Annotated in this window: 8 protein-coding genes and 3 pseudogenes; 2 read left to right on the top strand and 9 right to left on the bottom strand. The window is 61.1% G+C overall.

Annotated elements, in window-relative coordinates; translation table 11 throughout:
- Positions 1-79 precede the first annotated feature (79 nt).
- The 4 genes and pseudogenes from BSP239C_RS09265 to BSP239C_RS20440 all read right to left on the bottom strand — a co-directional run bounded on the left by BSP239C_RS09265 (position 80) and on the right by BSP239C_RS20440 (position 4,203).
- Positions 80-1,525 carry an MFS transporter gene (locus tag BSP239C_RS09265; RefSeq protein ID WP_101572334.1) on the bottom strand — a complete coding sequence of 482 codons (1,446 nt, stop codon included), beginning with the start codon at positions 1,523-1,525 and terminating at the stop codon, positions 80-82.
- 383 nt (positions 1,526-1,908) lie between these two features.
- Positions 1,909-3,315: pseudogene (locus BSP239C_RS09260) on the bottom strand (IS1380 family transposase).
- A 176-nt stretch (positions 3,316-3,491) separates the two neighbouring features.
- Positions 3,492-3,713 (bottom strand): hypothetical protein, encoded by a 222-nt coding sequence (locus BSP239C_RS20445; RefSeq protein WP_145997425.1) that lies wholly within the window; start codon positions 3,711-3,713, stop codon positions 3,492-3,494.
- A gap of 58 nt (positions 3,714-3,771) precedes the next feature.
- Positions 3,772-4,203: a hypothetical protein gene (locus BSP239C_RS20440; RefSeq protein WP_145997424.1), complete on the bottom strand. Its 432-nt coding sequence runs from the start codon at positions 4,201-4,203 to the stop codon at positions 3,772-3,774.
- A 601-nt stretch (positions 4,204-4,804) separates the two neighbouring features.
- Here BSP239C_RS20440 and BSP239C_RS09245 point away from each other — a divergent pair.
- A pseudogene (locus BSP239C_RS09245) lies at positions 4,805-5,994 on the top strand (IS3 family transposase).
- Positions 5,995-6,024: 30 nt separating this feature from the next.
- Here BSP239C_RS09245 and BSP239C_RS09240 read toward each other — a convergent pair.
- The 3 genes and pseudogenes from BSP239C_RS09240 to BSP239C_RS09230 form a co-directional block, all read right to left on the bottom strand.
- Positions 6,025-6,360, bottom strand: a pseudogene (locus BSP239C_RS09240) (transposase); the annotation flags it as partial.
- A gap of 121 nt (positions 6,361-6,481) precedes the next feature.
- Positions 6,482-8,203: an RNA polymerase sigma factor gene (locus BSP239C_RS09235; RefSeq protein ID WP_101572148.1), complete on the bottom strand. Its 1,722-nt coding sequence runs from the start codon at positions 8,201-8,203 to the stop codon at positions 6,482-6,484.
- A gap of 271 nt (positions 8,204-8,474) precedes the next feature.
- A complete protein-coding gene (locus BSP239C_RS09230) occupies positions 8,475-10,013 on the bottom strand; it encodes an aminotransferase class I/II-fold pyridoxal phosphate-dependent enzyme (RefSeq protein ID WP_219618873.1) in 1,539 nt (512 codons plus the stop codon).
- 90 nt (positions 10,014-10,103) lie between these two features.
- Between BSP239C_RS09230 and BSP239C_RS09225 the strand changes: the two genes are divergently transcribed.
- A complete protein-coding gene (locus BSP239C_RS09225; protein WP_101572330.1) occupies positions 10,104-11,105 on the top strand; it encodes a LysR family transcriptional regulator in 1,002 nt (333 codons plus the stop codon).
- 27 nt (positions 11,106-11,132) lie between these two features.
- On the opposite strand, the gene BSP239C_RS09220 is transcribed toward BSP239C_RS09225, so the two are convergent.
- Both BSP239C_RS09220 and BSP239C_RS09215 read right to left on the bottom strand, forming a co-directional pair.
- The gene (locus BSP239C_RS09220; RefSeq protein ID WP_101572146.1) at positions 11,133-11,591 is read right to left on the bottom strand and encodes an Rrf2 family transcriptional regulator; all 459 of its coding nucleotides are present in this window, start codon (positions 11,589-11,591) and stop codon (positions 11,133-11,135) included.
- Between the two features lie 33 nt (positions 11,592-11,624).
- A complete protein-coding gene (locus tag BSP239C_RS09215; protein WP_101572144.1) occupies positions 11,625-12,533 on the bottom strand; it encodes a sulfite exporter TauE/SafE family protein in 909 nt (302 codons plus the stop codon).
- Positions 12,534-12,643 lie beyond the last annotated feature (110 nt).

Raw genomic sequence — 12,643 nt, 5'->3', positions numbered from 1 at the left:
GAGGCGGTCGCCCCTACGTGAGGGAGCGACCGCCTCGGCGATGGTCAGGGCTGCTGATCAGACCTGTTGGCGATTGAGATCAGACCTTCACGACCGGGATCGGCATGGTGTCCGGGTCGAGGTCGGGGTTATCGTCCTGGGTGCGCACGAGCTCGACGGCTTCTTCACGTGAGCCAACGGTCGGGAACGACCCGAGCAGCGGCTTGTGAGCCGATTCCTTCATCAGGAGCACCGCCACGAAGGCGATGATCGAGAAGAACATGATGTAGAACGCAGGCATGAACGAGTTGCCGGTGAGGTCGATGAGCGCCTGGCTGAACAGCGGTGTGGTGCCGCCGAACATAGAGACCCCGATGTTGAAGGTCAGGCCCATGGCGCCGTAGCGCGATGCTGTCGGGAACAGCGCCGGCAACGTCGACGCGAGGCAGGCGATGTAGAAACCGGCCGGCAGGGCGACCATGAACAGAGCGACGACAACCGCCCACATCTCGCCGATCTGCATCACTGCGAAGGCCGGAACCATCAGTACGATCGTCGATCCTGACGCCACGAGGAAGACGAACTTGCGGCCCATCTTGTCCGAGAGGCGACCGATCAGCGGCAGGCAGATGGACATGACGACGAGGACTGGAATGGTCGCCACAGCTGCTTGGACATTCGAGACCTTGACGGTTTCCTCGAGGTAGGTCGGCATGAAGCTCGTGAGGGCGTAGCCGACCGTCTGCGAACCGGCGACGATGGCGATGCCGATGAGGATCTCTTTCCAGAAGTGACGGATGACGCCGATGAGACCGTGGCGTGCATATTTGTCATCCTTGACTTTCACATCGAGGCCCTCGGCCACTGTGGCTTCGAAGCTGGGGGTTTCTGGGATCTTCAGGCGGAACCAGATCGCGACTGCGCCGAGAGGGATCGCAATGAGGAACGGGATCCTCCAGCCGCCATCGACCATGGCGTTCTCTCCGGCGACGCTTGTTGCGATGACGGTGGTGACGGCGACGGTGCCTGCTCCGGCCGCGAAGCCGAGGTAGGAGCCGACGTCGAGCCAGGAGGCCCAGAAGCCGCGCGACTTGTCGGGAGCGAATTCGGAGACGTAGGTGGTTGCACCGGCGTACTCACCGCCGGTGGAGAAGCCCTGAATCATCTTGAGCAGGTAGAGAGGGATGATCACCCACAGCCCGATCTGCGCTGCGGTGGGCAGTACGCCGATGAGTGCGGTGGCGGTGGCCATCGTGGCCATAGTGAAGAAGAGGACCTTCTGGCGCCCGATCTTGTCACCCAGGGGCCCCAGGACCATGCCGCCGAATGGGCGGACGAGGAATGAGACTGCGAAGCCGAGCAGTGTGACGAGCAAACCCATCTGCTCGTCCATGCCTTCGGTGAAAACAGTTCGCATGGTTATGGCGAGGTATCCGTAGACACCGAAGTCGAACCATTCCATGAAGTTGCCGACCGTGGTTCCGCCGATCGCGATGCGAATGGATTTCGGCTCGATGACGATGCAGTGATCGGCCTCCAAGCGCATCTTCTTGAGTGCTTTCCGCGTCCGACTGGACGTCTTCGTCCCCTCGGAAGCGGGTTTTCCTTGGCCTTCTGACATCAGCGGTTCCTCGTTTCGGATGAAACTCGATTATCTGCCGCCTGCAGTAACTGTGCGTTCCGCAGGTGCTCAGTTTTCGACAATGTTGAACATCTTTACTCGATTAAACACCCATGTCAACACGTTTTGTGTCGCAGGTCACGATGAATTGCCTTTCGGGCAGGCGATTTGAGGATTCGCTGAAGGCGACCGGAGCACTAACTGATTCTCGCATTCGAGCATGACATGACCACCGTGTGTCGCCACGACCCGGCGGGGATCCAACCCCAACGCTTTCTCCAACTCGAACGAATACGGACACCACAGTTCTATCCTGGGGCTGGCCCAGGCAGACTCCGCAACCGGTTCAGGCCAGCAACAATGACGCCGGCCCAACGGGCCGTGATCTTCATATGCATCACGACCCGGCGTCCTGTTCGCGCGATCGTCGCCGGCACCGCATAGACGTGCATGCGCAGCTTCTTCGGCTCCCACCGGCGGATCTCATGGTCTGGAAACGCCAACAACGACTTCCTTGCCTCGATCTCCCCAGCCAAAGCGACAACAGCTAACCAGATCCGGTTCTGGTCGAAGCCTTTCATTGGGAAGTTCCGTAACCCGGAGTCCTTGGCGATGCGGATCCGATCCTCACACCGTGCCCTGGATTGGTGACGAACCTCCAGATCCGCCAACTGGCGGGCCCTCGTGTTCGTGACGAACGCGGTGACCCGGTACCCGTCGACATCATCAAAACGCAACTGCGCGCCCGGATGAGGACGCTCCCGGCGGACAATGACCCGCATCCCTTACGGCCAGTCAGCCAGGTCGAGGACCCCGGTCAACTCCGCCACATCAGCACCATCGCAGGGCTGCCCGTTGGTGTCATCGGCTGGTCCCCAGGCGCCGAGGTCCGACAGTTGGCGATACAACTCGGGAGTGTTGTAGGGAAGCATCCATCCCACCGAATACGACAGGCCCCGCTTCGTGAGGAACTCGAGGGAATCATGAGTGCCTACGGCAGTGTCGGTGCGGACGAGGACGCTCTTACTCGGACATGTCTTCTGGCCTGGCAGATGGTCGAGGACGAGTTTGACCAGGCTGATGTGATCGGCAGCCGTGTTCGATCCCGCGTTCCCTGGGCGTAGGATCTCGGCCACAGGCTTACCAGTCCCCTAGTCCCCATGGTCGATGAAGGCGAGCAGGGGATGAAACCCAAACCCTTTCTTATACGTTGGTCGTGCTTTCTCTTTGTCACTGTGTGAGGTGACGAGACTGGCATCGATGTCGATGATCAACGGATCACGGGCATCGACGTCGTGGTGCGGTGCTTGGGTTCCGGCGAGTTCTCACACGCGGCCCCGGGCTGTTGCCCGGGCTTGATTAAGCGTTGTCAGACTTCGGTCGGCGTCGCTGGCCAGGGTATGGATGATCCTAGTGATCGTCGGATTCGATGCCACCGGACCGTACAGGTCGGGTTCGTCCCTGACTGCTGTAGTGTTGGACAGGGCGTCACCACCGAGTCCAATTGTGATCGCGAGATCAAGAAGGATCTTTGCTGGATCATGAATGACGAAGGGCTTCTTCAACGGTGCCAGTGCCGTCTTCAGATGGTGGCCCAGGCCGCTGGTGTGCACGGTTTCGGTCAGCAACATTCCGCCAGCTTGGCCCACGGCGTTGCTGGGCCTGGCCTCGCGAGGGCGTTCCGTGGATTGTTGCAAGCCAGTCTCCGGGACCACATCGAAGCCGAAGCCGCCGCAGCGATTGGGCACGGGACTCTGCAAACGCACTGAAGCCCGGCCATAGGCCATCAAATCTGCCTGCGTATGTCAGGCCAGAGAGTAACAGACGCACAAGCCAATGTGTCCTCGATCTCGCTAAATGACGAGGTCGAGGACACATTGGCTTGCCTACCCTATTTATTTGGCTTGGAACGCTTCTGCGGCGCGTGTGCAGAGCGACTAACCCAAATGCCGGCGCTGGTAACAACAGCTAGTAAAATCAATGCGCTAAAGGACTGAGCGCCAAAGCCGATAAGGCCTTGCGATCGGGCGAAGAGCAGTCCGCACATTGCTAATACGCCGATTCCCACTATAATCCATTGTATTATCGATGCTTTACTTTTTGCTGCATTCATGTATGGCCTCCTCTGATCGATGTTGGACTGGCGCGAGATCGATCATTGAGCTTTAAATCTATTGTGCTTTGCAGTTAGTTATAATGCCATTTGTCTCAGTGAATTTGATACCCGTTCCGGGTTTTTCGCAGTTTTTCACGGCACTCTTGTTCTTCCAGGCCCAGGCAATGAACGGTGACATCGAGAATGACACTGGCCACCATTTCGAACCTGCTGCGCCTATGAAGCTTGTGGCGGAACCGAAATTCTCGAATCCATCAACGAGCTTGCTGGCTGCGCATGAATCCATCTTGACCTCATACTTGTCAACTGGGTTCATGCCTCCACCACCAGCTCCTACCGCCTTGCGGCCGTTACTCCCCTTACAGGCGGCAGAGGCAGGTTCTGCTGGCATGGCAACCGCGGCAGTGCCTGCAACTAGACTTGCCGATAGAAATGCTGCAGCAACTCTTCGGCGGAGGGGATTCGAAACGGAACGCTTGCTGTTCATCGGTTTATCCTTTCTGGAGGGGTAATGCACGTCCAGGTTAACTGAATAATAAGAATGTGTCACACGTCACGGCCATGATGTCGGCTTTCGTTCGAGACGATTCATTGTGATCCACCGGCTTGAAGAGGCCACCGATGCGTTGGGAAAAGCTATGGGACTCGTGCACGACCGCGACGTGCACGAGTCCGCGCCCGAGTAGTCGACAGCGACCCCGAGGCCCAAGAGTTCCTGACGCTTGAGAACACGCTCGTGGCCGACCTCAGTGGCCTGCTGGGTTCGCAACGGGCTGCGTTGACAACGGTCGGGCTCTCTCGTGGGGCGTGGCTGAACCGACAGGTGCCACCGCCACAGGTGAGTGCGCCAATCCATCAGGCTGATCGGGCGTATGAGAGTCGGATCAGTCAGGAAGACCGAAGTCGGATCGAGGAACTGATTCTGGCCGGTTGGGCGGACGGAAAATCGGTGTCACAGTCCTATGCCGCGGCGTGGAACCAGGGCATGTATCTGGCATCCCAGAGGTCGTGGTGGCGAAGGGACTGATGCAGGGTTTGGTGACATCTAATCTGGCATGTTTACATGCAAGTCTGGAAGGATTGACGCCATGCCACAGCCCTACCCGAAAGAATTCCGCGACGACGTCATCCAGGTCGCTTTGAACCGGGACTCGAAGACGACGATTGCTCTGATCGCCAAGGACTTCGGGATCTATGAAGGCACCCTGAACAAATGGATCCGCCAAGCCGAGATCGATGCGGGCAACAAGCCCGGCAAGTCCACCGACGAATCAGCAGAACTCCGCGACTTGCGCCACCGGACACGGTTACTGGAGCAGGAGAACGAGGTCCTACGCCGTGCTGCCGCGTATCTGTCGCAGGCGAATCTGCCGTCAAAAGGCTCTACCCGCTCGTGAGAGAGCTCGCCGCCGACGGGATCCCCGTGGCAGTGTCGTGCCGGGTATTGAAGCTCTCGCGCCAGCCCTACTACCGATGGCTGGCCGCCCCTGTCCCCGAGGCCGACGTCATCGAGGCATATCGGGCAAACGCCTTGTTCGACGCTCACCGTGATGACCCGGAGTTCGGATACCGGTACCTCGCTGACGAAGCCGAAGCGAGCGGGCACCCCATGGCGGCACGCACTGCGTGGCGGTTGTGTTCGTCCAATGCCTGGTTCTCGGCCTTCGGCAAAGGCCGGGCCAAGAACGGGAAGAAGCCCGGTCCACCCGTCCACGACGATCTGTGCGCGGTTGTCGATGCCGACGGTCGGACACGGCACGAGTTTAGAGCTGATGCCCCGAATTAGCTCTGGCTAACCGATATCTCGGAGCACCATACGAATGAGAGCAAGCTGTACTTGTGCGCGGTCAAGGACGTCTACTCGTCGCGGATTGTCGGTGATTCGATCGGAACCGGGATGAGGGCTCGGTTGGCTGTGGATGCCCTCGAGATTGCAGTGGCCAGGCGTGGTGACGTGGGAGGATGCGTGACGCATAGCGACAGAGGATCACAAATAATGTCGAAGAAGTTCACTCGCGCCCTGGAGTATCACGGCGTCATCGGATCGATGCGAAGAGTCGGCGCGGCTGGCGACAACGCGGCCATGGAATCGTTCTTCGCCCTGTTGCAGAAGAACGTTCTCGACCGCAGCCGATGGGCAACCAGAGACCAATTGAGGATCGCAATCGTAACCTGGATCGAGAGGACGTATCACCGACGTTGGAGGCAAGCCCGGTTGGGCCGATTGACACCGATCGAGTACGGAGCAATCATGGAGCCAGCTGCGCTTGTAGCTTGAAACTCAAACTGTCACCGTTCTTTGCGTTGTCAGACTTCGGTCGGCGTCGCTGGCCAGGGTATGGATGATCCTAGTGATCGTCGGATTCGATGCCACCGGACCGTACAGGTCGGGTTCGTCCCTGACTGCTGTAGTGTTGGGCAGGGCGTCACCACCGAGTCCAATTGTGATCGCGAGATCAAGAAGGATCTTTGCTGGATCATGAATGACGAAGGGCTTCTTCAACGGTGCCAGTGCCGTCTTCAGATGGTGGCCCAGGCCGCTGGTGTGCACGGTTTCGGTCAGCAACATTCCGCCAGCTTGGCCCACGGCGTTGCTGGGCCTGGTATCGATGTGCAGGCCGGGATAGGTGCGGGTAGGCTTCACTCTGAGAGTGCTCCTTTTTAGTGGATTGATGTTGTCGTCGCAAACACCACCTTCCCTGGTCAGGGGCACTTTCTTCTTTCCGGTCCAGCATCTGACCGCGCCTAATCATGAAAAGCCGAGGCTAGGAGCCATCCTGTGTTGGACCAGACTCCGATGGCGCCCCTGTCTCTGCCGGTGGCCCGGTGTCTGGTGGTGGATCCGAGGGACTCGGCTCCTCTGGCGGCGGCGGAGTCGGATCGGTGGGCTCTTCTGACGGCGGGGGATCTGTTGCCGGGGGATCGGTTGGTGTCGGCTTGTCCGGTTGCGAAGGTGATGGTTCCGGAGGGGTTTCGGGTTCGTCGGGTGTCGACGGAGTCGGTTCTGAAGGCGACTCAGGGTCTGGCTTGTCTGAGTCCGAAGGGCTCGGGTCTCCTGGTTCACCTGCTGATGGGCTATCGCGGCTGCCGTTGTCGCCGTCGTCTCCGGGGTTCTCCGCGGTCGAAGAGCCCTTGTCTGATCGGTCGTCGTCGTGCCCTGGGTTTCGGGGCGACTTCTCGTTCCCGTCCCGGCCGGAGTCAGATGCTTTCGACTTCCCGGAACCTGACCTCTGGCCTGGCTCGTCCGAGTTCGTGTCATCGGGAGAGCGAGAGGTGCTGCGTTTGTCGCCCTGCTCCGACGAGGAGTCGGCAGGTGAGACCTCAGTGCTGGCACTGCCGGGACGGAAACCTGTCTGCTCACTGTGCTGCGGCACGATGGCCACCCCGACGAGTGTTCCCAAGAGACCGATGCATGCGGCCACCACCGGGATCAGCACGGGTTTCGGCATGCGAAAGCCCGCTGGGGCCGGCGTTTGGGCCGAGGTCTCAGCGGCTGCAGGATGCGCACCAAACGCGGTAAGAACAGTGGGCTCACCGGTGTTCGTGTATTCCGTGGCTCCGGCAGAAATCCCCGCGGTTCCAGCAGAAGCACCTAATGTTTCAGTTGAAGCGCCCGCGGCGGTGGCGGCCGCAAGGTCGGCCTCGGTGCCTGCCGCTGCCGCAGGTGCCGATGTGGTGCCTGCTGGGTCTGCGCCTGCGACGACGACAAAGCTCTTTGTGGCAGGTTCGTCTGCAGCTGCAGCTGCAGCGGTGTCGGCTTCAGACAGTTCGGCAGTAGACGTGTCCCCAGCGGCGGTTTCGATAGTAGATGTATCGGCAACAGCGGGAGCTGGTTCTGGAATCGCCTGTGCCAGGGTGGCTGAGAGGCGCTCGATGACGATCGGCGAGGTCAGCAACGCAGGAATGAGTGCTGCGCGGTGATCGACGGTTGCCTTACTGTCCGTCGGGCGAACCTTCTGCCACTCGTCCTGCAGGCCTTGATGGGCCCGATCGGCCAGCCGTTCGACTGTGGAAGCTTTGATATTCAGTTGCTCGGCAACGGCCTCGGGCGAGAGCCGTTCGACTTCGCACAGCCACAAGATCCGTTGCCAGTTATCGGGCAGGTTCGACAGCGCCTGTGAGACCAGAGCGGCCTCTGGAGCTTCCGCGTTCGCAGAAGAGACGTCCCCGAATGACTCCGCACCATTCGCTGACGTCGGATTCGCGAGATGCACGTCGATCTCGGCGTCCACCATGGAGCGGAGATCCTCGGCTGTGTCGGAGGACCTGTTGAGCAGGGACCTGAGCACACTGAGGAAAGCACCATCTACGACCTGCCTGGCCGTCGCGTCGGGCAGAGAGGATGATGCCCTGGCCACAGCGTCATCGCGGTAGCGGCGGTAGATCTCGGAATATGCACCTGCGGTTCCGGCGTCGATGAGCGAGAGGAGCTCGTTCTCCGTGAAGTCGGCGAGTTCTTCCCCTGGCTGGTGTGCGTGCGCGTCCATCCGGTCCTGTATCAATCGGTAGCGTCATGCAGTCTGCAGCTCGTCATTGCAGACCACGTCTGGTACAGCAGCGAGAATAAGGGAAGAGCATTCTGTGTCAGATTTATCCTCAGCGGAGACTGTAGCCGACAAGACGGCTTTTTGCATACAGTATCGCTATTTGAACAATCAACCAGTCTCCTTGGCTCAAGGAAGGGATCCGATCAGGGTCAACGGGCCGCTTCGAGGCAATGGACCGGCTGAAAGCAATGGGGAATTCTCAGACTGCAGTTCAGTCCTTGAGGACTCGGAACGTGCTCAGCTGAGGATCGACTGCGCCGCGCACGTGTCCTGAGGGGCTGGCCGCAACGGCCTGCAGGAACTCGACCGTCTCTGCGGTGATCTCCTCGCCGGGGAGGACATTGGGGATTCCGGGCGGATAGGCGGCCAGGGAGCTGACGCTGGTTCGACCGACAGCCTCGGCGGCGGAAACGAGTTCGGAATCCGCGAAGTAGGCATCGCGGGGCAAGGTGATCAGCTTGCCGGCATTCGGCAGTGCCGGAATCCCTGCCGGCTTCGTCGTGGCCTCGGCAGTCTCGGAACTGTTGTTCTCCAGGCGCATCTGATCGAGGGCGTCGAAGAGTCGGCTGAGGTCAGGTGACTTGCCGACGCCGATGAGCGCGACGATCGTCGTCGACGTTGCCATTTCGGCGAAGATGTCAAAGTCCTCGGTCAGGCGTTTGCGCACGGCATGTCCGTCGAGTCCCGTCGAGGTGATGTCGATGGGCAGGCGGAAGGGATCGATATCGACGACATCGGCATGGTTCATGAAGTCCCCGGAGAGCAGATGATAGTGCTCTGAGCCCTCGATGCGGGCACGGATCTGGCGGATGTTCTCCAGCGAATCGGAGATCGCGTCGTGTGAGTTCACCAGGTCCCGGCGGGCGATATCGATCGAGGCCAAGAGGTGGGCGTTCTCGCTGGTGGAAGCCGTCATCATGAAAGCGCGGGCCAGGGCGGGTTCGAGGCGATTCGCGAATTCGGTATCGCCGAGGTGGAGCAGGGCCGACTGGGTGAATGAGCCGGCAAGCTTGTGGGTGCTCATGATGACGATGTCGGCACCCAGCGTGACCGGGGATTCCGGCAGATCGGGGTGGAAACCGAAGTGAGCACCCCATGCGGCGTCGATGATGAGGGCCGCGCCGGCGTCGTGGGCGACCTCGGCCAGGGCCCTGACATCGGCGACGGCACCGAAGTAGCTGGGAGTCACAAGGTAGACGGCAGTGACTTTTTCGGGGTGGGACGCGATGGCATGGCGCAGCGAGTCCGGGGTGACTCCGTGTGCGATTCCATTGACCTCATCGACGTTGGGGGAGACGAAGCCGGGGTTGAGGCCCGCCATTACGATGCCGTCGATGAAGCTCGAATGGGCGCTGCGCTGGGTGACGACGCCCGTGCCCAGGGTGCCGATCGCCAGCGCGGTCATGCGGTTGCCCTGCGAGGAGCCGTTGGTGAGGAACCAGGTGCGCCTAGCGCCCCAGGCCTCGGCGGCCAATTGCAGTGCTTCGTCCTTCGGGGTGTCGACGCCGAGGTCGATGCCGTCGAAGAGTGGGGGGATGTCCAGGGAGAGGATGTGCTCGCCGAAGAACTCGGCCTGGCCTGCCGAGATTCCCGTCGTGGTTCCGCCGTGTCCGGGGGTGGACAGGAACAGCGAGTCACGTTCTGCCGCCGCCTGCAGTGCATCGGCATAGGGCGCGTGGGTTCTCGCGTTCCCCGGGAATGCCGACTGATCTGAGGTGGGGGCCAAATGGGAATCCTGGTGCACGGTCATGAATCCAGATTAAGGAATGAAACCTTGCCGGAGAATACCAAGTTCCCTAAACTGATGAATACACACTATTGAGCTGTCGCTCGGAGGATGATGGAAACTCTGGATACTCGTGGTCTCTCGGCCCTGCGTGCGATCGCGGAGGCCGGTTCGGTGGCAGCGGCAGCGACCACGCTCGGGTGGAGCCAGCCCACGGTCAACCACCACCTGCGCAACCTGGAGAGGACTCTGGGGTCGACGCTGATCGAGAAGAGCTCACGAGGTTCGCAGCCGACGGTTGTTGGCAACCTCGTCGTCTCCCGCGCGATCGAGATCCTGGGGCTCTGCGACCGCCTCGGCGCCGAGGTGGCTCTCTGGCGCGAGGATCAGGCAGTTCTGGTGCGGATCGGGGCTGTGCCCACGGTCGGTGCCCGAGTGATCCCGAAGCTTCACAATCAGCTGCAGAAGCGGGTGCGGTGGCAGTCTCAAGAGGAGACGAGCGCGGCGATGACGACCGCGGCACTCGACGTGACGATGGATGAGCATGCGAAGCTCGTGGCCAGATTGGAGTCCGGTGACCTCGATCTGGCGCTGCTCGTCTCGACCGACATCGACAAGACGTGGATACCTTCGACCCTGACGGCCAAGCACCTGTATTCGGAGCAGCTCTTCCTCTGTGTGCCGAAGTCCGTGGGCCCGATCTCCTTCGATGCGCACGGGATGCCCGACCTCACTGCTTTGGTGTCCCAGACCTGGGCGTTCAGCATCGATCCCGGTGACGCCATCGACGAGGTGGTCAGATCGTTCTGTGTGGCCGCCGGCTTCGAGCCGCGGGTGGGGATGAGGATGGATGACTATGCGGCGATCATCCGGATGATCGCCGCGGGGCTGGCAGTCGCTGTGATCCCCGATTCCTCGGTGCCGGAGGGCCCGACGGTTGAGATCATCCCGATGCCCATGGACGCTTGTCGCCGCGATGTGCTCCTCGTGTCTCGCGCACGGACGGCGCAATCGAGTCAGAAGATTTCTCGCCACGATCCGATCGTCGCCGCCCATAATGCCGCCATCGCCGAGGTGGTCGCCGACGTGGGAACCGTGACCGCACAGTGGCGGTGACGAGGGTTCACCTCGGCAGTTGAACTGTCAGTGCGGATGCCAGGCGTCTTCGATCGCGACCTTCTCCGCCACCTCGGCGGGGAGCGATTTCGAGGCCAGAGCCTCGATGCTCACCTGCTCAAGGACGTCGCGCAGAGCAAAGCGGGCCGCGATCCATACCTGCTGAAGTGAAGCGGCGGCATCGTCGTATTCCACGGCCTCGGGGCGCTGACCGTAGATCGAGACCAAGGGACCGTCGACGGCACGGATGACATCGGCGATGGTCGTTTCTGCAGCGGGTTTGACCAGCTTCCAGCCGCCTGACTTGCCGCGGACCGAGGCCACAATTTCGACTCTGCGCAGGTCGGCGAGGATCGACTGAAGGAATCCCTTGGGGATGTCCTGTCGTTTTCCGAGCTCGTCGGCGCTGATGGGGCCGCCGTCGCTGACATTGGCGATTTCGATCAGGGCCCGCAGGGCATAGTCGGACTTCGTGGTGACCCGCATGCCGTCATCGTAACAGCGTGCGAGTTGCGGGCTTCAGCCACTGGTGACGGACTCCGGCTCGACCGTTTGGGCGGCCTCTGCCCGGCGAGAGCTGCGTTCGAGCCGGACGACGTGAGCGATGAGTCCGGCCCAGACGATCGCGAGCACCACGAGGACGGTCGACAGAGTCGCCGTTGAGGCACCGAGCGCCAAGGCGATCGTGCGGGAGTTCGTGAGGATGATGATGCCCCCAGCCGCGATCGCAAGGACCCGGGCGGGCAGGATCTTCACCAGCCAGGCGGCGACAGGCGCCGCGATGACTCCGCCGACCAGAAGTGCCGCAGCGATGGACCATTCGATGCCTGAGGAGCCCAAGGCGAAGAGGAAGCCGAGCGATCCGCCGACTGCGACGACGAATTCGCTGGTGTCGATCGAGCCGACGACCTTGCGCGGTTCCAGCCGGCCCGAGGACAGGAGAGTGGTGGTTCCGACCGGCCCCCAGCCGCCTCCGCCGATGGAGTCCAGAGCGCCGCCTATTAGTCCCATGGGCACGAGGAGTTTCACTCCGGGGCGGCCTTTGAAGGTGGGACGGCGCCCGCCGAGGGAGAGGAATCTCCAGATCACATAGATGCCCAGTGCCAGCAAGATGCCCGATATCCAGGGTGTGGCCGCGTCTCCGCTGAGGCTGGTGAGGAAGGTGGCGCCGGCGAAGGCACCGACGAAGCCGGGAACGGCGAGGATCGAGACTGTCTTCCAATCGACATTGCCGAACTTGTGGTGTGAGATTCCGGAGACCAGCGAGGTGCCGATCTCAGAGAAGTGCACCGCCGCCGAGGCGGTCGCCGGGGCGATCCCGGCCGCGAGCAGCAGGGTCGTCGACGTCACCCCATACGCCATGCCGAGAGAGCCGTCGATGAGTTGGGCGAGGAGTCCGACGAGCCCGAGGACGATGAGTTGGCGCATGGTGGTGACCTTTCAGCATGCCGAAAATTGTTGAGCAATTCGTTCGGCGCCAACAATACCTACTAAGTCGAGTCGATTACTAGACTATGAATTTCTATGACGATTCCTGA

This window comes from Brevibacterium sp. 239c, assembly GCF_900169365.1.
In the GTDB taxonomy this organism is placed as follows: Bacteria; Actinomycetota; Actinomycetes; order Actinomycetales; family Brevibacteriaceae; genus Brevibacterium.
The sequence above is the reverse complement of the archived record's forward strand: the minus strand, read 5'-3'. Positions and strand labels throughout refer to the sequence as shown.